The organism is Corynebacterium sp. HMSC072A04, from assembly GCF_001809235.1.
GTDB classification, from domain to species: domain Bacteria; phylum Actinomycetota; class Actinomycetes; order Mycobacteriales; family Mycobacteriaceae; genus Corynebacterium; species Corynebacterium hiratae.
This window is the reverse complement of sequence record NZ_KV796728.1, coordinates 63,657-83,605: the sequence shown is the minus strand read 5'-3', so window position 1 is coordinate 83,605 and position 19,949 is coordinate 63,657. Positions and strand designations below refer to the sequence as shown.

Annotated in this window: 19 protein-coding genes; 7 read left to right on the top strand and 12 right to left on the bottom strand. The window is 60.1% G+C overall.

Going from position 1 to position 19,949, the window contains the following annotated elements:
• Positions 1-22: 22 nt before the first annotated feature.
• From HMPREF2565_RS01055 to uvrA, 6 genes are all read right to left on the bottom strand, one after another.
• A complete protein-coding gene (locus HMPREF2565_RS01055; RefSeq protein ID WP_053089068.1) occupies positions 23-499 on the bottom strand; it encodes a TM2 domain-containing protein in 477 nt (158 codons plus the stop codon).
• Between the two features lie 206 nt (positions 500-705).
• Positions 706-1,089, bottom strand: a complete 384-nt coding sequence (gene rplT, locus HMPREF2565_RS01050; RefSeq protein ID WP_005323264.1) for a 50S ribosomal protein L20 — start codon at positions 1,087-1,089, stop codon at positions 706-708.
• Positions 1,090-1,145: 56 nt separating this feature from the next.
• The gene (gene rpmI / locus HMPREF2565_RS01045; protein ID WP_010190075.1) at positions 1,146-1,340 is read right to left on the bottom strand and encodes a 50S ribosomal protein L35; all 195 of its coding nucleotides are present in this window, start codon (positions 1,338-1,340) and stop codon (positions 1,146-1,148) included.
• A gap of 36 nt (positions 1,341-1,376) precedes the next feature.
• A complete protein-coding gene (gene infC / locus HMPREF2565_RS01040) occupies positions 1,377-1,898 on the bottom strand; it encodes a translation initiation factor IF-3 (RefSeq protein WP_080975058.1) in 522 nt (173 codons plus the stop codon).
• A gap of 253 nt (positions 1,899-2,151) precedes the next feature.
• Positions 2,152-3,078: a serine hydrolase gene (locus HMPREF2565_RS01035; RefSeq protein ID WP_158396629.1), complete on the bottom strand. Its 927-nt coding sequence runs from the start codon at positions 3,076-3,078 to the stop codon at positions 2,152-2,154.
• Entirely contained in the window at positions 3,078-5,915 is a 2,838-nt protein-coding gene (gene uvrA, locus HMPREF2565_RS01030) for an excinuclease ABC subunit UvrA (protein ID WP_070679800.1), read from the bottom strand. The genes HMPREF2565_RS01035 and uvrA overlap by 1 nt, the downstream gene beginning before the upstream one ends.
• Before the next feature lie 76 nt (positions 5,916-5,991).
• On the opposite strand from uvrA, the gene HMPREF2565_RS01025 reads away from it, so the two are divergent.
• The 4 genes from HMPREF2565_RS01025 to HMPREF2565_RS01010 all read left to right on the top strand — a co-directional run bounded on the left by HMPREF2565_RS01025 (position 5,992) and on the right by HMPREF2565_RS01010 (position 11,056).
• Positions 5,992-6,594, top strand: a complete 603-nt coding sequence (locus HMPREF2565_RS01025) for an MBL fold metallo-hydrolase (RefSeq protein ID WP_070754018.1) — start codon at positions 5,992-5,994, stop codon at positions 6,592-6,594.
• Positions 6,595-6,689: 95 nt separating this feature from the next.
• Positions 6,690-7,613: a DoxX family protein gene (locus HMPREF2565_RS01020; RefSeq protein ID WP_071406736.1), complete on the top strand. Its 924-nt coding sequence runs from the start codon at positions 6,690-6,692 to the stop codon at positions 7,611-7,613.
• Between the two features lie 175 nt (positions 7,614-7,788).
• Entirely contained in the window at positions 7,789-10,029 is a 2,241-nt protein-coding gene (locus HMPREF2565_RS01015) for a HelD family protein (RefSeq protein ID WP_071406735.1), read from the top strand.
• A 10-nt stretch (positions 10,030-10,039) separates the two neighbouring features.
• Complete coding sequence (locus tag HMPREF2565_RS01010; protein WP_049154598.1) at positions 10,040-11,056, top strand: App1 family protein; 1,017 nt, start codon at positions 10,040-10,042, stop codon at positions 11,054-11,056.
• 91 nt (positions 11,057-11,147) lie between these two features.
• On the opposite strand, the gene HMPREF2565_RS01005 is transcribed toward HMPREF2565_RS01010, so the two are convergent.
• The 4 genes from HMPREF2565_RS01005 to HMPREF2565_RS00990 all read right to left on the bottom strand — a co-directional run bounded on the left by HMPREF2565_RS01005 (position 11,148) and on the right by HMPREF2565_RS00990 (position 14,789).
• Positions 11,148-11,588 (bottom strand): universal stress protein, encoded by a 441-nt coding sequence (locus HMPREF2565_RS01005; RefSeq protein WP_071406734.1) that lies wholly within the window; start codon positions 11,586-11,588, stop codon positions 11,148-11,150.
• A gap of 140 nt (positions 11,589-11,728) precedes the next feature.
• On the bottom strand, positions 11,729-12,175 hold the full coding sequence (locus HMPREF2565_RS01000) for a universal stress protein (RefSeq protein WP_049154596.1): 447 nt from the start codon (positions 12,173-12,175) through the stop codon (positions 11,729-11,731).
• A gap of 110 nt (positions 12,176-12,285) precedes the next feature.
• The gene (gene uvrB, locus HMPREF2565_RS00995) at positions 12,286-14,379 is read right to left on the bottom strand and encodes an excinuclease ABC subunit UvrB (protein ID WP_049154595.1); all 2,094 of its coding nucleotides are present in this window, start codon (positions 14,377-14,379) and stop codon (positions 12,286-12,288) included.
• A 47-nt stretch (positions 14,380-14,426) separates the two neighbouring features.
• Positions 14,427-14,789 (bottom strand): DUF4259 domain-containing protein, encoded by a 363-nt coding sequence (locus tag HMPREF2565_RS00990; RefSeq protein ID WP_046648539.1) that lies wholly within the window; start codon positions 14,787-14,789, stop codon positions 14,427-14,429.
• 104 nt (positions 14,790-14,893) lie between these two features.
• On the opposite strand from HMPREF2565_RS00990, the gene HMPREF2565_RS00985 reads away from it, so the two are divergent.
• Positions 14,894-16,270 carry a DUF4185 domain-containing protein gene (locus HMPREF2565_RS00985; protein ID WP_049154594.1) on the top strand — a complete coding sequence of 459 codons (1,377 nt, stop codon included), beginning with the start codon at positions 14,894-14,896 and terminating at the stop codon, positions 16,268-16,270.
• Between the two features lie 14 nt (positions 16,271-16,284).
• On the opposite strand, the gene coaE is transcribed toward HMPREF2565_RS00985, so the two are convergent.
• On the bottom strand, positions 16,285-16,899 hold the full coding sequence (gene coaE / locus HMPREF2565_RS00980; protein ID WP_049154593.1) for a dephospho-CoA kinase: 615 nt from the start codon (positions 16,897-16,899) through the stop codon (positions 16,285-16,287).
• A 73-nt stretch (positions 16,900-16,972) separates the two neighbouring features.
• Positions 16,973-18,433, bottom strand: a complete 1,461-nt coding sequence (rpsA, locus tag HMPREF2565_RS00975; protein ID WP_010190105.1) for a 30S ribosomal protein S1 — start codon at positions 18,431-18,433, stop codon at positions 16,973-16,975.
• Between the two features lie 241 nt (positions 18,434-18,674).
• Here rpsA and HMPREF2565_RS00970 point away from each other — a divergent pair, with 241 nt between their 5' ends.
• Positions 18,675-19,415: a class I SAM-dependent methyltransferase gene (locus HMPREF2565_RS00970; RefSeq protein WP_049154592.1), complete on the top strand. Its 741-nt coding sequence runs from the start codon at positions 18,675-18,677 to the stop codon at positions 19,413-19,415.
• 60 nt (positions 19,416-19,475) lie between these two features.
• Complete coding sequence (locus tag HMPREF2565_RS00965; RefSeq protein WP_049154591.1) at positions 19,476-19,946, top strand: RDD family protein; 471 nt, start codon at positions 19,476-19,478, stop codon at positions 19,944-19,946.
• The last annotated feature ends 3 nt before the right edge of the window (positions 19,947-19,949 follow it).

Here is a 19,949-nt window from a genome sequence, read left to right as displayed (position 1 = left end):
TCTACGCGGATACGGGTGGGCATTATTTCTTTAGCGGAACTCCGTCGGCGTCCTTATCAAAGCCAGATAAACCACCGGCGATGAATACGAGCTCGACCCACTTCCAGATCACCAAGGCACCGATGAGGATAAAGCCAATGAGGATAAAAGAGGTAACGAATCCTACGATTGCAAGGCCCAACTGCCACATGCCGCGCTGCGTGCGACCAATATAGAAGTTATGAACCCCCAATTCGCCCAAGAAGAAGCACAGGAGCAGCGCTACCAACCATGACTTCTGCTCGCCGCCCGGGTGTGGCTGCTGGCCATAGTTTGACTGGTATGCATCCTGCTGTGCGGGCAGATTCTGGGACTGCTGCGAACCGCCATACGGAGCCGAGCTGTAACCGTACTGATCACTGGATGATCCGAAGGGGTTCGACTGCTGCGACTGTCCGCCATAAGAGCCACCGCCATAAGCATCGCCATTGGGCTGATACGCGCTATTCGGGTTGGTCATAACTATCTCTCCTTCGCACCATGTGCCCCTAGGGCAGGCCCAGAAGCCAACGACTACCTTGATTTACACAACAACGAGCAATGTAACACAAACCACAAAGAGGAGCAGTACGCCCGCCGGCCTAGCGGGTGCTACTCCCCACAACAAGAAACCCACCGGTCCTCCATAAGAGGGCGGTGGGTTCGTGACGTTTCTACGCTCGATGCTTACGCAGCCTTCGGTGCGTTAACGTCCTCCGGCAGTGCGGCCTTGGCGGCCTCGCACAGTGCGGAGAAAGCCTCGAAGTCGTTGACGGCAAGTTCAGCGAGAATCTTGCGGTCGACCTCGATCTCAGCCAGGCGCAGGCCGTGGATGAGGCGGTTGTAGGTGATGTCGTTCATACGAGCGGCAGCATTGATGCGCTGGATCCACAGCTTGCGGAATTCAGACTTACGGGCGCGACGGTCGCGGTAAGCGTAAGTCATGGAGTGCAGCCACTGCTCCTTGGCCTTACGGTAGAGGCGGGAGCGCTGGCCGCGGTAGCCCTTAGCGGACTTCAGGATCGCGCGACGCTTCTTCTTGGCGTTAACTGAGCGCTTTACTCGTGCCACAGTAATACTTCCTTATCTTGATTGTGAGTGTGTGGGGATGGGAGTTTCGGCGCTGACTATGCGCGGCCGAGAAGGCGCTTGACGCGCTTGGTGTCTGCCTTGGCGACGTCCTCGGTGCCCTTCAGACGACGGGTGCGCTTGGAAGGCTTGCCTTCCAAGAGGTGGCGGCGGTTAGCCTGCTCGCGACGCAGCTTGCCGGAGCCGGTCACCTTGATGCGCTTGGCGGTGCCCTTGTGAGTCTTCTGCTTCATGAGAATTAAATCCTTAAATCCTAAGTGGAGCGTGGTCTACTTCTTGCCTTTGCGGACGGGCCCAAGGACCATGGTCATATTGCGACCATCCTGCTTGGGGCGCGACTCCACGACGCCGACCTCTGCGACATCGTCAGCCAAACGCTCCAGCAGGCGGAAACCCAGCTCCGGACGCGATTGCTCGCGGCCACGGAACATAATGGTCACCTTGACCTTGGAGCCCTTCTCCAGGAAGCGCACCACGTTGCCCTTTTTGGTCTCGTAATCGTGATCATCAATCTTCGGACGGAGCTTCTGCTCCTTCACCACGGTTTGCTGCTGGTTCTTACGGGACTCGCGGGCCTTCTGAGCCTGTTCGTACTTAAACTTGCCGTAATCCATGATCTTGGCTACGGGCGGCTTAGCGTTCGGGGCAACCTCGACCAGGTCAAGATCGGCTTCGTACGCAAGCTTGCGAGCATCGTCTGTACGGACAATGCCCACCTGTTCACCACCGGGGCCAACAAGACGGACCTCGGGTACTCGGATGCGCTCATTAATGCGAGCTTCAGCGCTGATTGTGGTTCTCCTCGATTGTGGGGGCTAGTAGTGTGCCTACCGTGACCACAAACGAATAAATCCCGGTGCCAAAGGCATCCGGGAGTTTCTTTTCAAGCACGCGCCAATGTATGGCGCCTACTCTTAACCTTTATCCTGCGGCGAAACTAGTTTCCGGCGCGGCTTCGGGTGGGAGAAACTCCGCTTGCGGCCCAAGTACCTCCTGGAGGAGGCGCTACGGGCGGTAGTGCGCACTACTTTAACACCTGATTTTTCAGGAACCAAATCGGCGTGCCGATGTCGTTCCTGCAGTCTGCGTTGCCGTGGGCGGTGCGCAGCCCTCCACCGGTTTAAGCGCGCCAGCCTCCAAGGCCTCAGTTACGACTCGGTCCACTCCAGCAGCAAGAACGTTGAGCGCAGGAATTGCTTCTTCGGCGTACTCACCCGGCATAGTGACTTCAATGGCCAATCCCACCGTGGACTCTTTACTCGAGCCCGATGGGGTGGTTTCCCGCACACCAATTTGGCGGTGGGTATAACCGTCGTCGTACTCGGATAGTCCCCACCCGCCCTTGGCGCGGGTGTTCGGGAGCTTGTCCAATCCGTTGTCTTGCCACTCCACAATGTCATCCATTGCGTCATAGACCTGTTCTGCTTCCGGAATACACGGTAAGTGTGCGCCAAACTCTGCCTGGTCTTCCAGCAGCCACGTGGAGTAGCCAAAAGGTTCCTCGAACTCCCCGGTCGAACCATACTCTTCCAAGAGCGCCGTTACTGCGCTCCCAGCATCGCCCTCAGTCCATCGCACGTGGGACCACAACGCGTAGGCAGCATCATTGTCGGATTCCTTAATCGCGAGGTCGACGAGCTCCGGGCTAGCGCCGTCGCGCAGCGCGGCAATCGCGATAGGAACCTTCACCGTCGACCACGCAGGCTCCTCACCGCGTAATCCGGCGTTGACAGTCCCTTCCCTATCCGCCACCGCCACGCCGGCGCGGACATTGAACTCCTTCTCTACTTCAGAGACGACATCGCGTAATTCGGCGCGCACGTCATAGCTGGCGGGTGCTTCCACGCCTGATGATTCTTCGGGAGCCGGCGGCGATGTGTCTTCCGCTGGGCCGGAACACCCCGTCATGGTGGCTGTCGCAGCAATGCTGATGGCTAGTGCTGCCGTGCGGGTACTTCTGTGGCCCAACATCACACCAGCTCCTTGAGGAACCCTCCCGTATAGGAGCCTTCCACCTGCGCCACGTCTTCTGGCGTGCCTTGGGCCACGACGGTGCCGCCGCACGAGCCGCCTTCCGGGCCCATGTCCACGATCCAATCGGCGGCCTTAATGACGTCGAGGTTGTGCTCGATGATGATCACCGAGTTGCCCTTATCAACCAGGCCTTGAATGACGAGCATGAGCTTTCGGATGTCCTCGAAATGCAGTCCGGTGGTTGGCTCGTCCAGGATGTAAACCGTGCGCCCATTCGTGCGCTTTTGGAGTTCGGAGGCCAGCTTCACGCGCTGCGCCTCACCACCGGAAAGCGTCGTGGCGGCCTGACCCAAGCGAACATATCCCAGGCCCACCTCCACCAAGGTGTTGAGGTAGCGGTGGATCGACGTGATGGGTTCAAAGAACTCGGCTGCCTCCGAGATCGGCATGTCGAGAACCTCGGCGATGTTTTTGCCCTTGTAGAGGACCTCCAGGGTTTCGCGGTTATAACGGGCACCGTCACAAACCTCGCACGGCACATAAACATCGGGCAGGAAGTTCATCTCGATCTTTATGGTGCCGTCGCCCTGGCACGCCTCACAGCGTCCGCCCTTGACGTTGAAGGAGAACCGGCCCGGCTTGTAACCGCGTACCTTAGCCTCCTGGGTTTCCGCGAACAGATTACGGATCTTGTCGAAGACCCCTGTGTAGGTTGCCGGATTCGAGCGCGGGGTGCGGCCGATAGGGCTCTGGTCCACCTGCACCAGCTTGTCTAGGTGTTCCACGCCTTCAACGCGCTTGGCGCGACCGGGTACTTGGCGGGCACGGTTGAGTTTGTTGGCCAAGGTCTTGGCCAAGATCTGGTTGACCACGGTGGATTTACCGGAGCCGGACACGCCTGTCACACACACGAGCACGCCCAGCGGAATCTCTACATCAATGCCCTTGAGATTATTCTCGCGCGCGCCGACCACCTTGAGCATGCGCTCAGGGTCAATCTCACGGCGCGTATCCGGGACCGCAAGCTTCTTCTTTCCTGACAGATACTGCCCCGTCAGGGACTCCTCCACAGATTCGATGCCGGCGGGCTCGCCCTGATAGACCACCGTTCCGCCGAATTCGCCGGCCCGCGGTCCAACGTCGACAAGCCAGTCCGCCTCCCGGATGGTGTCCTCATCATGTTCCACCACAATCAAGGTGTTTCCGATATCGCGCAGGCGCTTCAACGTGGCGATGAGGCGCTGGTTATCGCGCTGGTGCAGACCAATGGAGGGCTCATCCAGCACGTAGAGGACTCCCGCCAGGCCGGAGCCAATCTGGGTTGCGAGGCGAATGCGCTGTGCTTCGCCACCGGACAACGTGGAGGCGCCGCGGTCAAGGGTGAGGTAGTTCAGGCCGACGTCGAGAAGGAAGCGCAGGCGAGCCTGGATCTCCTTGAGCACAGCACCAGCAATGATCTCCTCGCGGTGGCCCAACACGAGAGAGTCGAGGAACTCCGCCGCCTCCTCGATGGACAGTGCCGTCAAGCCGGCGATGGACTGCTCGCCATGCGCGGTGGAGGCCAAACGCACCGCCAAGATTTCCGGCTTCAGGCGGGTACCGCCACAAGCGTTACACGGCACACGGCGGGTGTACTGAAGGAGACGGTCCTTCTGCGACTCGGAATCCGCCTGATCGAGCTTGCGCTCCAAGAAGCCGATAGCTCCCTCGAACGGCGCTGACCAGTTGCGCTGGCGGCCATAGCGGTTCTTGTAGCGCACACTGACTTCCACATCTGTGCCATAGATCAAGGCGTGGCGCTGCTCCTCGGTGAGCTCGGAAACCGGGGTGCGCGGATCAAAGTCCAGGGCCTTCGCTAGACCTTCGACTAGTTTGACAAAATATCGCGCATTGGGGCTCGACGTCCACGGTTGGATGGCTTCGACAGCCGGGGCATCCGGATCCGGGATCAACAGATCCACATCCACTTCAAGGCGCGTGCCCAAGCCATCGCACACCGGGCAGGAACCAAAGGGAGCATTGAAAGAAAAGGCGCGCGGCTCGTATTCCTCGATGGTCAGGGTGTGCCCGTTGGGGCAGGCAGCCTTCTCCGAATACGTGTGGGTGAGCTCTTCACGGTCAACGAAATCAAGGGTGACCAGGCCATCTGCCAACCGTAGTGCCGTCTCAACCGAATCCGTAAGCCGCTGCTTTTGAGACGACTTGACCTGCAGGCGGTCCACGACGACGTCGATGTCGTGCTTGATCTGCTTCTTCAGCTTCGGCGGGTCACTGAGCTGGTAAAGCTCCCCATCCACCCGAACACGGGAGTAACCCTGGGCCGCGAGGTCCGCAAAGAGGTCAACGAACTCGCCCTTACGTCGACGAACGACCGGTGCGAGGACCTGGAATTTCAGCTTCTCCTCGTGACTTAAGACTTCATCAACAATCTGCTGCGGGGTTTGGCGCTCAATGACGGCATCACACTCAGGACAGTGCGCAGTGCCCGCGCGGGAGAAGAGCAAGCGCAGGTAGTCATAGATTTCGGTGATGGTTCCCACCGTCGAGCGGGGGTTGTGGTTCGTGGACTTTTGGTCAATGGACACCGCTGGGGATAGACCGTCGATGAACTCGACGTCCGGCTTATCCATTTGGCCAAGGAACATGCGCGCATAGGAGCTCAAAGACTCCACGTAGCGCCGCTGGCCCTCGGCGAAGATGGTGTCAAAGGCGAGTGAGGACTTGCCTGAGCCCGATAGGCCGGTAAACACCACCAGGTTATCGCGCGGAATATCGATATCCACGCCCTTGAGGTTGTGCTCACGCGCACCACGTACGACCAAACGATCAGCCACTAGTTGCTGCCTTCCTACACAAATGAATGTGCGTTCAGAGAGTTCTCAATCAGAATGTACCCGTATGGTTGGACTTATGAACAACGCCCTCAAGCTTCAGAAAATTTCCGTGTCCGAGATGGACAACAATTGCTATCTGCTGTGCGCGGGTGACGAGGCGCTGCTTATCGACGCCTCCGCTGACGCCCCTGCACTGCTCTCCTTGGCCGCCGACCACGGAGTAAAGATCACCGCGGTGCTGACCACACACCGCCACTGGGATCACGTACGTGCACTCAAGGAAGTCTTGAATGAAACCGGTGCCGTTCACTATTCCTCTTTCCTGGACGCCCCTGCTTTGCCCGCGCCCGTCGACGTGGAGCTGGAGCACGGCGATACGCTGTCTTTCGCTGGCCACGACTTCCCGGTCATCATCCTGCGCGGGCACACCCCGGGCGGTGCAGCCATTGCAGCAGACATCGACGGGGTGACCAACCTTTTCGTCGGCGATTCCCTCTTCCCCGGTGGTGTGGGCAAGACCACCTCAGAGGGTGATTTCGTACGCCTCTACAAGGATGTCACACAGCGGCTCTTTGATGTCTATCCGGACGAAGCCATTGTCCGCCCCGGGCACGGTGCCCCCACCACGCTCGGCGCAGAACGCCCACACATGGACGAATGGTGGGAGCGCCGCTGGTAGCTACGTGTTAACTGCTGCCCTCACGGCAGCAGTTATTTAACGCGCGTACTATGGTGTGACGAACGTCTTTACAGATCTATCGAATGGAGCACGTCATGATTCGTAAATTTGCCCGTCCTATGCTGGCCTCCGTGTTTGTCTGGGATGGTGTGGATACGCTCCGCAACACCTCGGAGCACGTCGCGGACACCGAGTCCGTGCTTAAGCGCCTGCGCAAGGTGCTGCCCCGCGAATATGCAGGCTACATCCCCAATGACCCAGAGCTCGTTACCCGCGCGCTCGGCGGCGCGAAGACCGCTGCGGGCACGAGCCTCGCGCTGGGCAAGGCTCCGCGCACCTCGGCTGCAGTGCTCGCGCTGACGCACGTCCCTAACCTGGTCGGCAATGCTTTCTGGACCGCGGATTCCCAAAAGGACAAGGAAGCTCAGCGCAACAGCTTCATCACCAACACTGCCCTACTTGGTGCCCTGGCCATTGTTACGCAGGACACCGAAGGAAAGCCCTCCGTACGCTGGCGCGCCGCCAAGGCGTCGGAGCGTGCCAACAAGAAGATCCAGCAGGCACTGCCAGGTAAGTCCGAGCAGCAGAAGTTTGCGGAGGACTTCTCCAGCCGCGCAAACGAGATTTCTTCCGACGTCACGGCCAAGGCCAATGACTGGTTCGAGACTGCCAAGGACTACGTAGAGGACAACCGCGATGACTGGGAGTCCACCGGCCGGGACTTCATCGACTCCGCTCGCTCCTTCGTCGAGGATACCGCTGAGACTGCACGCGAGTTCTTTGAGGACAACAAGGATGACTGGCTCGACGCTGCCCGTGACAACACCGAGACCGCCCGCAAGAGCCTCGTCAAGGCAGCCGGCAAGGCACAGGACCGCGCTGACGAGGCCCTAGCCAAGGCAGACTCGCTTGATGGCAAGCGCGCCCAGAAGAAGGCTCGCAAGCGCGCCGAGAAGCTCCAGAAGGAAGCCTCCAAGAAGCTGGATAAGGCTTTCAAGAAGTTCGGTGACCGCTTCTAAGCTCTCCGTCCTACGCTGCGGATAACTCCGCAACGCACCGCGATAATCACCGCGGTGGAGAGAACAACGGCTCAGCTAGTATGCTGGGCCGTTGTTCTTTTTCCTGTCCACTCTTCCTATCTCTTTTACTTCCCGTCTGTCCACGAGAAGCCTTCATACGCACCCAAGGAGCCTTGTGTCTGAATCTTCACCCGCGACTCACACCGGGAAACCCGGCGCCCACGCGAACGAGCAGAGCGCGGAAATAGCTAGCGAGCAAGCATATGTCGATGGCCTCTTCGAGCGTTTGGACAACGAGGTTCAAGCGGCCAATGTGCGCTTGAACGAGGTGCAAGCTGCCGTCGATCCGCATACCCCGGATGCCGATGCACTCGTTCGGCGAGAGACCGAGTACCACGGCCTGCAGGCCAAATTGGATCGCCTCAACGTCGCCCAACTCGGCTTAGTTTTTGGGCGCATCGACATCGATGCACCCGGCGATAACCCCACCCCGGAGGGACTAGACCGCCGCTATATCGGCCGCATGGGACTTGATGCCCGGGAGGAAGACTACCGCACGCTTCTTTTGGATTGGCGTGCCCCGATGGCGCGGCCCTTCTACCTCGCCACTACAGCGCACCCTGAAGGCGTCCATGTCCGCCGGCATATCCGGACCACCGGACGCACGGTTACTGGAATCAGCGACGAGGTCTTGGAGGGAGAGTCCTCTGCTGACAGCAGCGATGTCGCAAGCGAGTCCGCCCTCCACCACGTGATGCAGCGCGCGCGCACTGGGCACATGCCCTCCATCGTGGAAACCATTCAGCGCGAGCAGGATGAGATCATCCGCGACAACACGCGCGGTGTCATGGTGGTTGAAGGCGGACCAGGAACCGGCAAGACCGCTGTTGCGCTGCACCGCGTGGCCTACCTGCTCTACACCTACCGCGAACAACTAGCCGCCACAGGCGTGCTCATCGTCGGCCCCAATTCCACTTTCCTGGAATACATTTCCCGAGTGCTCCCGGAACTTGGTGAGACCGGCGTTGTGCTCTCCACCATTTCTTCCCTCTTCCCCGGCATCGAGGCCACGCACTCAGAGTCCTTGCTCGCCCGCGAGATCAAGGGCTCCGCTGCCATGGTGGAGATCCTCGGCAACGCGGTCAAGGATTATCAGCGCCTACCGGAGCAGCCGCAAACACTGGAGATCGATCAGCTCGAGCTCACCGTCACCCCAGCTATGGTCAAGGCGGCGCGTACCCGCGCGCGGCGCTCACGCAAGCCGCACAACGATGCCCAAGCCGCGTTTGCGGAACACCTCATCGAGTCTCTGGCGCAGCAGATGGCCGAACGCATCGGTTCTGACCCGCTGGGAGGTGCCAACCTGCTCTCCCGTGCGGACGTGGACCAACTACACGACGATCTTGCAGACGAGCTCAAGGTCCAGGAGCTTATCTCCGAGTTCTGGCCCCACCTCACGCCTACCGACGTGCTCGCTGATCTCCTGAGCAGCACCGGGCGAATCGATTCAGCGGCCAACGCTTATGATGATGAAACCCGCACCGCCCTCTACCGCGACGACGGTAGGGCCTGGGCGGCCTCCGACGCCGCGCTTCTCGACGAGCTCGCAGTCCTCATCGGCATGCCCGACCCCGAAGCAGAGCGCGCCGCCGAGGAGAAAGAATGGCGCGAACAGGTCGCGGAGGCAGAAGATGCCCTCGATATTCTGAGCTCATCTGATTCCACCGACAACGATGATGACATGTTCGAAGCGGAGATTCTCTCTGCCCACGACGTCATCGACGCTGAGCACCTCGCTCGCCGTCACGAGGTTCAGGATTCTCGCACCACCGCTCAACGTGCCCGCGAGGACTACACGTGGGCTTACGGCCACGTCATCGTCGATGAAGCCCAGGAGCTGACCCCGATGGAGTGGCGCATGATTTTCCGACGCAGCCCTTCCCGCTGGATGACGGTCGTCGGCGATACCTCCCAGACTGGAGCGCCCGCCGGTGTGGATGACTGGGGCGAGACGCTCGAGCCTTTTGTCGGAGAGCGCTTCCGGCTGCACGGGTTGACGGTCAACTACCGCACCCCGCGCCCGGTCACAGAATTAGCCAATCGGCTGTTGGAAGAGATCAACCCTGAGGCCACTCCGAGCATCGCGGTGCGAGATGGTGTGGACGTCGTCTGGCGCGAGGACGCCACCGATGCGGATCCGACAACATACCAGGATGACGACGGGCGGCTGCGCGCCGTTATCACGGCTGCCAATGCCGAAGACATCAAAGGCCTCGAGTTTGACCACGTCACGGTGGTCAACCCAGATGACATCGTGGCGGCCTCCCCTCAGGGTCTACACAACCTCTACGTGGCGCTCACGCGTGCGACGCAGTCCTTGACCATCACCGGCCGTTATGCGGAGGTTTTCGGATAGTCTGGAGCGCATGGCACTTTCCGATATCGCCCGCAAAGTCGAATTCACTGCGAATTCCCTCTCGATCAAGCGCTCGGCACGCAAAGGGTGGCAGCCCAGCATCACTGGCTATGCCGGCTACGGCAATGAAGAATTCGTCCATGTTCTAGGCCGCGTCCTCATGCATGACCCAACGGCTGAAGAGACAGATACCTGGGCGCAGCGTGGCTACCGCCAATTCTTCACCATCCAAGTCACGCACCACGAGGTGGAAGTCACCGTTGGTGGGAAGACAGTATCGGGCACTACGAACGACAACGGCTACATCGATATCCTCGTCTACAACCACGGCCTAGAGCCCGGCTGGCACGAGGTCACCATCCGTGCCAAGGGCGCGGATGAGGTGACCTCAGAAGTACTAATCGTGAGCAAAGACACCACCTTCGGCGTGGTCAGCGATATTGACGACACCATCATGGTGACGTGGCTTCCGCGCGCAATGATTGCAGCATGGAATTCGTGGGTCAAGCGCACCAATACGCGCACCCCAGTCGATGGCATGGCAAGGTTCTACCGGGAAATCGCGCAGCAGCACCCCGAGACCCCCTTCATCTACCTCTCGACCGGCGCGTGGAACACCTACGACACCTTGGTTAACTTCATGGCAGATAAGGGCTTCCCGCGTGGTCCCCTGCTGCTGACAGACTGGGGCCCTACCCCCACCGGCCTCTTCCGGAATGGGCAGGAGCACAAGCGCGTCCAGCTCCGCAACCTTTTCATTGCTTTCCCCAAGCTACGCTGGCTGCTCATCGGCGATGACGGTCAACACGATCCGCTGACCTATGCCGACGCGGCGGCGGAACACCCCAACCACGTAGCGGCCGTGGCAATCCGCAACCTCAGCCCACAAGAGCAGCTGCTCTCACACGGTTCGCTGGCCCCCTTGGTGAAGGTCAACGAGCAGACGTCCTTCGACATCCCACTCATTCAGGGGACCGATGGCAATGCTCTTGCGCGCGCCTACCGCGAGCTGCGATTGAGCGACTAAAGCTCGTTAAAAACAAAACGGCGCGCAGGCCCAGAGGCTTCCTCGATGCTAGGGACTTCTCTGGAGCGTGCGCGCCGTGACGACTAACGTCCTAGCTCACAGTGTGAACAATCATGACGTCACAGTCGGACTGACGTGCAACATCCGCCGGTACCGAACCAAGCAGGCGGCCGGTCAGGGAGTTGATTCCACGGTTACCAACGATGAGCAGGTCTGCCTTGTTGTCGTTGACGATGGACATCAGGGCCTGGACCGGAGTGCCCGGGCGCACAGCAGTCTCCACCTTTGTCACGCCGAACTTCTCTGCGTGCTCCTTGCCGGAGGCGAGGTTGGCCTGGGCCTTCTCATCACCGAGAATCGTTACGGAATCCTGGCGCAGGGTCTTGGAAGCCTGCTCCTGGTTCTCGTAGTAGGCGCAACCGATGATGAGGGTGGCATCGAAGGCTGCGGCGATTTTGGCGGCGCGCTCCACTGCGAGCAAGGAGGACTTGGAACCGTCGGTGCCGACCACGATCTTGTTGTAATCGCTCATGATGACCTTTCTTCGCTGGGCCCCAACCGTGAGGCCACCGCTTGACAAAACTTTAAAGCTTTTGCGCACCAGCTAGTCTAACAACGCTGGCGCATTCACGTCGATCAGCGCGCACGAGAGTACGCACGCGTTGCGCTGCCCTAGTCAGTGGTGTTGACCACCACGACGTCAGCGTGGGCCTTGCGGGTCAGCTCCGTCGCTACGGAACCAAACACGCGACCGCGCACTGAGTGAATTCCCTTGTTGCCCACGACGAACATATCGACGTCGTAATCCTTGCCCACCTCGAGGAGTGAATTCACAGGGTCACCGGACTTAGCAATGATTTCAATGCGCTTCGCGCCCTCGCCGTGCGCGATCTCCGCGGCATTGTTGAGGAAGCTTTCCGACATCTCTTCGCTCACCACCGGTACTCGGGCGTCCTCTGAGTTGGGGGCGCCAAGCATCGAACCAGAGTGGTTGTAGAAAGCGGACACGATAATCAGCGTCGCGTCATAGGCGCGCGCCATGGATGCGGCAGAACGGACAGCGCGCATGGAAGTCTGAGAGCCATCGGTTCCGACGGCGATGACGTTGTAGCTCAGCATGATTCTCCTTATAAGTAGCGATTAATCCTTAACAGTATGACACGGTCTTCTACGCAGAGACGGATTTTACCCGCACATTGAGTTGGCAAATTTCAGCACTGGGCGCGCCATTAGATCCCGGCCTCCTTAAGACCGCGTTGCTCCTTTTTCAGATCAGCGATCTCATCGCGCAGACGCCCCGCCAACTCGAACTTGAGTTCTCGGGCGGCCTCACGCATTTGGGTCGTCAGGTCGTCGATAAGCGCCTGCACCTCGTCGGCTGCCATGGAGGACACATCTGGCTTGTCGACGATTGCCGTGGGATCCGCGCCCTCCCCTTGCTCGTCGGCGTTTTCATAGACCTGATCCAAAATGTCGGCGATTTTCTTACGCAGGGGCTGCGGGTCGATGCCGTGCTCCTTGTTATAGGCAATCTGTTTCTCACGGCGGCGCTCGGTCTCCTCGATGGCTTCCTGCATCGAGTCCGTAATCTTGTCCGCATACATAATGACCTCACCGGAGACGTTTCGGGCGGCGCGGCCAATCGTCTGAATGAGCGAGGTAGTGGAGCGCAGGAAGCCTTCCTTGTCAGCATCCAAGATGGCAACGAGTGACACCTCAGGAAGATCAAGGCCCTCACGCAGCAGGTTGATACCCACAAGAACGTCGAACTCACCCAAGCGCAGCTGCCGCAGCAGCTCCACGCGTTGCAGGGTGTCGATATCCGAGTGGAGGTAGCGCACCTTGATGCCGTGTTCGAGCAGATAGTCAGTGAGGTCCTCTGCCATGCGTTTGGTCAAGGTCGTGACCAGGACGCGCTCCTGCTTCGCGGTGCGGGCGCGGACCTCATCGATGAGATCATCAATCTGGCCCTTGGTGGGCTTGACCGTCACCTTCGGGTCGACAAGGCCGGTGGGGCGAATGACCTGTTCCACGAACTCGCCGCCGGAGGCCGTCATTTCGAAATCGCCCGGTGTGGCCGACATGTAGACGGTTTGGCCCACGCGCTCCTCAAACTCATCAAAGGTCAACGGCCGGTTGTCTACGGCAGAAGGCAAACGGAAGCCAAACTCCACGAGGTTGCGCTTGCGCGCCATATCGCCCTCAAACATGCCGCCGATCTGCGGGACGGTCACGTGAGACTCATCGATGATGGTGAGGAAGTCCTCTGGGAAATAATCCAAGAGCGTCGCCGGCGCGGAACCGGCGGGGCGGCCATCAACGTGGCGCGAATAGTTCTCAATGCCGGAGCAAAAGCCCACCTGCTCAATCATCTCGAGATCGTATTCGGTACGCATACGCAGGCGCTGCGCTTCGAGCAACTTGCCGCGGTTCTCCAGCTCGGCGAGGCGCTCCGCGAGCTCCTCCTTGATGTCCTCAATGGCACGGGCCATACGCTCTGGGCCTGCTACGTAGTGGGTCGCGGGAAAAATCCGCACCTCATCGACCCGCTCCAGTACGTCGCCCGTCAAGGGGTGGATGTAGTAGAGCTCGTCCACGTCATCGCCGAAGAACTCGATGCGCACCGCGCGCTCTTCGTAGGCGGGGATAATATCCACGGTATCGCCCTTGACGCGGAAGGTTCCGCGTGTAAAGCCCACGTCATTGCGCTCATACTGAATATCGACTAGCAAGCGCAGGAAGCGATCGCGGTCAATCTCCTCCCCCTCCTCGAGCACGACGGAGCGGTCAAGGTAGGACTGCGGCGTGCCTAGGCCATAGATGCAGGACACTGAGGAGACGACGACGACATCACGGCGAGAGAGCAGGGCCGACGTTGCCGAGTGGCGCAGGCGTTCCACATCCTCGTTGATAGAAGAATCCTTCTCAATGTAGGTGTCCGTCTGCGCGATATAGGCCTCCGGTTGATAGTAGTCGTAATAGGAGACGAAATACTCCACCGCGTTGTGTGGAAGGAGTTGGCGCAGCTCATTTGCCAGCTGTGCTGCTAGTGTCTTATTCGGCGCCATCACCAGTGTCGGGCGTTGCTGCTGTTCAATGAGCCACGCAGCAGTCGCTGACTTACCGGTGCCCGTGGCACCCATGAGGACCACGTCGCGCTCTCCGCGGTTGAGGCGTTCGTTGAGTTCCGCGATAGCCGCAGGTTGGTCACCGGCGGGCTGGTACTCGGACTCAACACGAAACTCGGCCGAGCGGCGCTCAACTTCGCCGACTGGGCGGTGTTCAGAGACCGGCAGGATAGGGTGTTCAGCAGCAAAAGCCATGCCGACCAGTCTAACGCGGCGCGGACGAAACCGGCTAGGACAGCGGCTTAGGGCAGCGCCGCACGCGTGGTGCGCAGCCACAGCTCGAGCTCACCGGTGGTCTCCCAGAGCGCATAGATTGCGGATTTGTCCGGCTCCATCGCCGTGTTGATCCGCTTGCGCAACCACGCCCGAGTCTGCGGTGTGCGCAGCGCCTTGACAGCGTCAGCGCTGATCCCCGGAGGCAGCTTGTCGGCCGGCGCCGTGGCCAGCGCTCCCAAGGCGATGACAATCTCGGCGTCGTCGATATCAATGGGCGAATCCACGCAGCTCTTTTTGAATGCATCGAGGTCGAAGGAACCGTCACGAATATCCGCGAGCACTTCGCACGCGGCATGATTATCAAAAGGCCCAACGTCCCAGGTTCCCATGAAGGGGGAGAATAAACCGCAGACATGAACGGGATGAGAGCAGCAGGTAAATTTTATCCGCCATATCCTTTAAAAGTTCCCGCCTTCCTTTAGAATCGGCTGGCATGAAGTTCCGTTCCCTTGCCAGCACCCTGACGATTGCCGGGCTGCTCCCCCTCGCCGTACTAACCCAGACACCCTCGGCCTTCGCCGCGCCGTGTACGCCCTACTCGAAGTCTGGTAGCTTTACCTCCACTCCGAAGGCTTCCGGTCCAGCCGGTGGATCCTCTCTCGGTGGGCTCGATGCGCTCTTCGGCAGCTCCTCCCGTTCGGGAAAGCCGGGAGAGTCTGCGAATGGGCAGCGCAGCAACTATAACCAGCGCCAAATCACTGGCGGGCCCACCCAGATCATGCAGCTGATCACCGGTTCCGGTTCACCCAACCGCACGGATCAAAAGTTTGGCATCTCCGGGACCGATCTGGGCATCGCCTACTCTGATGACGCAGGTCATTCCTACTACGTCTTCGGTGACTCCATGGACTGCGTCGGCCAGGGCGATGGTTGGCGTTCTAACCTCCTGTTGCGCACGACGGACCACGATTATGGCGACGGCCTACGTCTCGAGGAGGCACTGACTACTGACGGCTGGTCCGACAATGGCCGGGCAAAGGAGTTCATTCCTTCACAAAAGGTTGGGGATGCCGATACCAACGGTGAGCGCACCACGATCCCCACCGCGGGCATCGTTGTTGACGGCGTGCATTACGTTGACTACATGTCCGTGCGCTCGTGGCACGACCCGAACACAGGCTGGTCCACCAACTATGCCGCGACGGTGAAGTCCACCGATGGCGGAGTCACGTGGCGCGCGGTTCCGGAGGCCACACGCACCAACGCTAGCCACGGTGCGAACGCGCCCATCCCTGGCGGGGCCAACTATCGCGCCGGTTTTGAGAAACTACAGCAATCGGCCTACATCGAGCACGGGGACTATGTCTACCGCTTCACCACGGGCAACGGCCGCCGCGGCCCCGCTTACCTATCGCGCGCACCAAAGTCGGAATTCCCCAACGAACGTGCCTTCAGCTACTACTCTGATGGCTCCTGGGTAAAGGACCCCGCACAAGCTAGCGAAGTGCTTGACGGTAAGGTCTCAGAGCTCTCCGTCGCCTACAACCAGTACTTGGGCAAGTTCGTCACCATGTACGGGGTGGAAGGTGAAGGCATCGTCATGCGCACTGCGGATAGTCCGGAGGGACCGTGGTCGCCACGCCGCATGCTAGTCAGCGCCGAGACCACAAAGGTCGTCAGCGGCGAACCTCTCAACGACACCTACGCGCCCTTCGTGCTGCCAAACCAGGATGATCAGCACCTGTATTACACGCTAACGTCGTGGCGCGACTACAACACCATGCTTATGCGCACGGACCTCGATTTTGTGGGTGAAGACATGGAAAACAATGACCACATCGCCGTCTCAGACGTCGTAGCAACGCGATAGTTAGAAAGAGATTCTTAGCTATCGGGTGAGCCTAGGAGTGCACGCAGCTTCTCGACGACCCCCGCGACCTGCCCATCGAGCGCTTCGCGGGGGCCGTTGTTATCAATGACGAAGTCGGCGGCGGCACGGCGCACATCGTCGGGGAGCTGCGCGGCTATGCGGCGGCGTGCATCGGTTTCCTCCAGGCCGCGGTACTCGACTAGTCGGCGTACTCGCTCCTCTGCGTCGACGTCGACGACGATGGTGGCGTCCATGTCTCCGTGGAGCCCTTTATCGACGAGGAGCGGCATGTCATAAACCACGAACTCGGCACCGCCTTGGCGCGCTGCCTCGAAGCGTGCCTGGGTTTCTTCCTGGATACGCGGGTGGGTAATGGAGTTGAGAACAGCGGTTTTCTCGGCGCTGGCAAAAGCGCGGGAGGCCAAGAGACCGCGATCAAGGCTCCCATCGGGGAGCAGAATGTCCTGCCCAAAGGCCTCCGCCAGCTCAGTGAGTGCCGGCTGGCCTGGCTCAACGATGTCACGGGCGATGCGGTCTGCATCGACCAGTACCCAGCCTTCCTGCACGAGGAGCTGCGCTACGGTGGATTTTCCGCTGCCGATTCCGCCGGTAAGTCCAATCAGTTTCATACCGGCTTAGGATACGCGAAAGGCCGCCTCTCCCCCAGCGGGAAAAGACGGCCTTTCCTAAGAAGCAATGTCCTTAGTTGCCAGCGAGCTTGTCGCGAAGAGCAGCGAGCTGCTCGTCGGATGCGAGGGAGCCGCCAACCTCTGCCTGAGAATCGGATGCCGGAGCTGCATCCTGAGACTCGGAAGAGTAGTTGGAGTTGGCAGCGGACTCGGCGGCCTCAGCGGCTGCAGCACGGTTGCGCTCGATCTGAGCGGTGTGCAGGTTGAAGCGACGCTCGGACTCGGCGTAGCGAGCCTCCCAAGCCTGGCGCTGCTCGTCGTAGCCCTCGAGCCACTCGTTGGTCTCCGGGTCGAAGCCCTCCGGGAACACGTAGTTGCCCTGCTCGTCGTAGGAGTCAGCCATGCCGTACTTGGACGGATCGAACTCGTCGGTGTAGTCCTCGTCTGCCTGCTTAACGGACAGGGAGATGCGGCGACGCTCGAGGTCGATGTCGATGACCTTGACCATGACTTCCTGGCCAACGTTGACAACCTGGTCCGGAACCTCCACGTGGCGCTGAGCCAGCTCGGAGATGTGGACGAGGCCCTCGATGCCCTCCTCGACGCGAACGAAGGCGCCGAACGGAACGAGCTTGGTGACCTTGCCCGGGACGATCTGGCCCACAGCGTGAGTGCGGGCGAAGACGCGCCACGGATCCTCCTGGGTTGCCTTCAGGGACAGGGACACGCGCTCGCGGTCCAGGTCAACGTCGAGGACCTCGACGGTGACCTCGTCGCCCACGGTGACAACCTCGGACGGGTGGTCGATGTGCTTCCAGGACAGCTCGGAAACGTGAACCAGGCCGTCGACACCGCCGAGATCGACGAAGGCGCCGAAGTTGACGATGGAGGAGACAACGCCCTTGCGGACCTGGCCCTTCTGCAGCTGGTGCAGGAACTCGGAGCGGACCTCGGACTGGGTCTGCTCGAGGTATGCGCGGCGGGACAGGACAACGTTGTTGCGCTGCTTGTCCAGCTCGATGATCTTGGCCTCGAGCTCCTGGCCGATGTACGGCTCCAGGTCGCGAACGCGGCGCATCTCAACGAGGGAAGCCGGGAGGAAGCCACGGAGGCCGATGTCCAGGATGAGACCACCCTTGACAACCTCGATGACGGTACCGGTAACCGGCTCTTCCTTGGCGTGCAGCTCTTCGACGGCGCCCCAAGCGCGCTCGTACTGTGCGCGCTTCTTGGACAGGATCAGACGGCCTTCCTTGTCCTCCTTGGTGAGAACAAGAGCGTCGATCTCGTCGCCGACCTCGACAACCTCATCCGGGTTGACGTCGTGCTTGATGGAGAGCTCGCGGGACGGGATGACGCCTTCGGTCTTGTAACCGATGTCGAGCAGGACCTCGTCGTGGTCAACCTTGACCACGGTGCCCTCGACGATGTCACCATCGTTGAAGTACTTGATGGTGGCGTCGACAGCTGCGAGGAAGTCCTCTGCGGTTCCGATGTCGTTGATCGCAACCTGAGGGGTGTTAGAAGTTGGCATGTAGTTATGCTCCGAATAAACGTAGGAGATCGTAATTGGACAGTTACGCGTCTCTTGAAAAGCGTCATTAAGCAGCGTAAATACGCAAGGCTTAAGATGGATTCCAATCCCGACTCGCAGCCGTGCCAAGCTCTCCTACAGTAGCCCAGCGCGTCCCGAGTCATAGACACGCCCGTACAACCCTACATCCTCGCAGCTAAAACGGCAAATACGACACGAAAAAGAAATTGGGAGAGGAACAATGTCTTCAGCATCTTTTTCTGCATCCGCAGCCAATCGTGAGTTTTGGGATGATGACGCCGACTCCTACCACGCGGAACACCCCGAGTATCTATCCTCTTTCTATTGGTGCCCGGAGATGCTGCATGAGGCTGATGCGCAGCTGCTTGGCGACGTCTCCTCCGCTACCGTCCTCGAGCTCGGCTGCGGCTCCGCGCCGTGCACGCGGTGGCTGCAAGGACGCACGCACTTTGCGACGGGCTTCGATCTCTCGTCTGGAATGCTCTCCCATGCTGAGACTGGCCTGCCACTCGTTCAAGCAGATGCCTTGGCGCTTCCCTATCGCGATGAAGCCTTCGACGTCGTCTTCTCCGCCTTCGGCGCCTTGCCCTTCGTGGCCGACCTAGACCTAGCTCTGCGCGAGGTCCACCGGGTCCTGCGCCCACGTGGCCGCTTCGTCTTTTCTGTGCCACACCCGATGCGCTGGGTCTTCCCCGACGATCCCCAGGTCCTCACCGCAGCGCTGTCCTATTTCGAGCGCGCCTACCTCGAGCAGGATGCCAACGACGAGCTCACCTATGCCGAGTTTCACCGCACGATGGGTGATTGGGTGCGAGCGCTCCAGGTGCGCGGTTCATTTGAAATTCACAACCTCATCGAGCCCGAGTGGCCAGAGGGCCTCGACATCACTTGGGGCCAGTGGTCTCCTGAAAGGGGAGCCATTTTCCCCGGTACCGCCATCTTCGTCTGCGACGCGCGCTAAGCCGGATACCGCCCACCCTGTTGCCGAGTCTGCCGGTCGCAGCGAACTAAGCTGGCAGTCATGCTTCAAGAACGCCTCGGGATCTTTCTGCGCCGCACGGTGGCGTGGTGGATCGACGCCTTCCTTGCCGCCGCCGTGATCGTGGTGCTCAAGTGGCTCATCAACCTCAGCACCGATGGCGCCCTCACAGGCAGGGCGGGCGCCATATATGACATCGTCGCCCTCGCCCTCGTCTTCTACGTCTACCGTGTGTGGGCGGAGGCGACAAAGCAGACCTCCCTGGGTAAGTGGTCGCTAAAGCTGGAGGTCATTGCTGAGCATCCCGGCATCGCCAGCGCTGCAATTCGCAACAGCTGGCTACTCCTCACCCTTGTTGCACTGACAGGACTCCCCTATGTTGAGGCAACCATTTTGGCCATCCTCGGATTGAGCGTCCTGCTGCTGGGACAAACTCCCTTCGATCTCCTCGCCGGGTGCTTGGTGGAGCGCCGCACGCCCACCGAGGACGAGCGTGCGGTGGGTTTGACTTAAATC